At 38.9% G+C, this 730-nt stretch carries 1 protein-coding gene; it reads left to right on the top strand.

The window, feature by feature from the left end:
- Nucleotides 1-69: 69 nt before the first annotated feature.
- A partial coding sequence (locus V7659_RS01700; protein ID WP_335537702.1) for an ATP-binding cassette domain-containing protein occupies nucleotides 70-730 on the top strand: 661 nt, incomplete at its 3' end.

Here is a 730-nt window from a genome sequence, read left to right on the forward strand (position 1 = left end):
AAGTTTAACACAGCCTTTGTATAAAAAAGAGGGTGTTCATCTTAATCTTGATTAATAAGGAGAATGAACATGATTATTTGCAGTGTAAACCATATTGCCAAATCATTTGGTGGAAATATAATTTTTAAAAATCTATCCTTTGAAGTACAGGATGGCAGTCGGATGGGCCTTGTCGGCCGTAACGGCGGTGGTAAAACAACGTTATTAAAGCTTTTAGCCAACCAGGAAACGGTTGATGAAGGGGTTATTCATTGGAAAAAGGGTCTGAAGATTGGTTACTTGGCCCAGATACCTGATTTCAAGGAACTAACAAGTAAAGAAGTATTAAAAACAGCTTTCGAGCAATTAACAGCCACTGAAACTAAGCTTCGGCAATTAGAGGTTGAAATGGGAGATGAAATTGCACCAGGACACCTCCAAAGATTAATGGATCAATATGGAAAGCTCCAGGATGAATTTAGCTTAAATGGCGGTTATGAAATGGATGCCCAATTGGATAGGATTGCAAACGGGTTGAATATTACCGACCTTCTTGATAAACCCTTCTCATCATTAAGCGGCGGGGAAAAAACAAAAGTTGGATTGGGTTTGAGTTTATTGAAAAATCCCGAGCTTCTACTCCTTGATGAACCGACTAACCATTTAGATATGAAAGCGATTGAATGGCTGGGGTCCTTCCTAAAGGAATATACAGGAACGATTATTCTCATCTCTCACGACCGTTACTTTT

The organism is Neobacillus drentensis, assembly GCF_036966985.1.
Classification (GTDB): domain Bacteria; phylum Bacillota; class Bacilli; order Bacillales; family Cytobacillaceae; genus Neobacillus; species Neobacillus drentensis_E.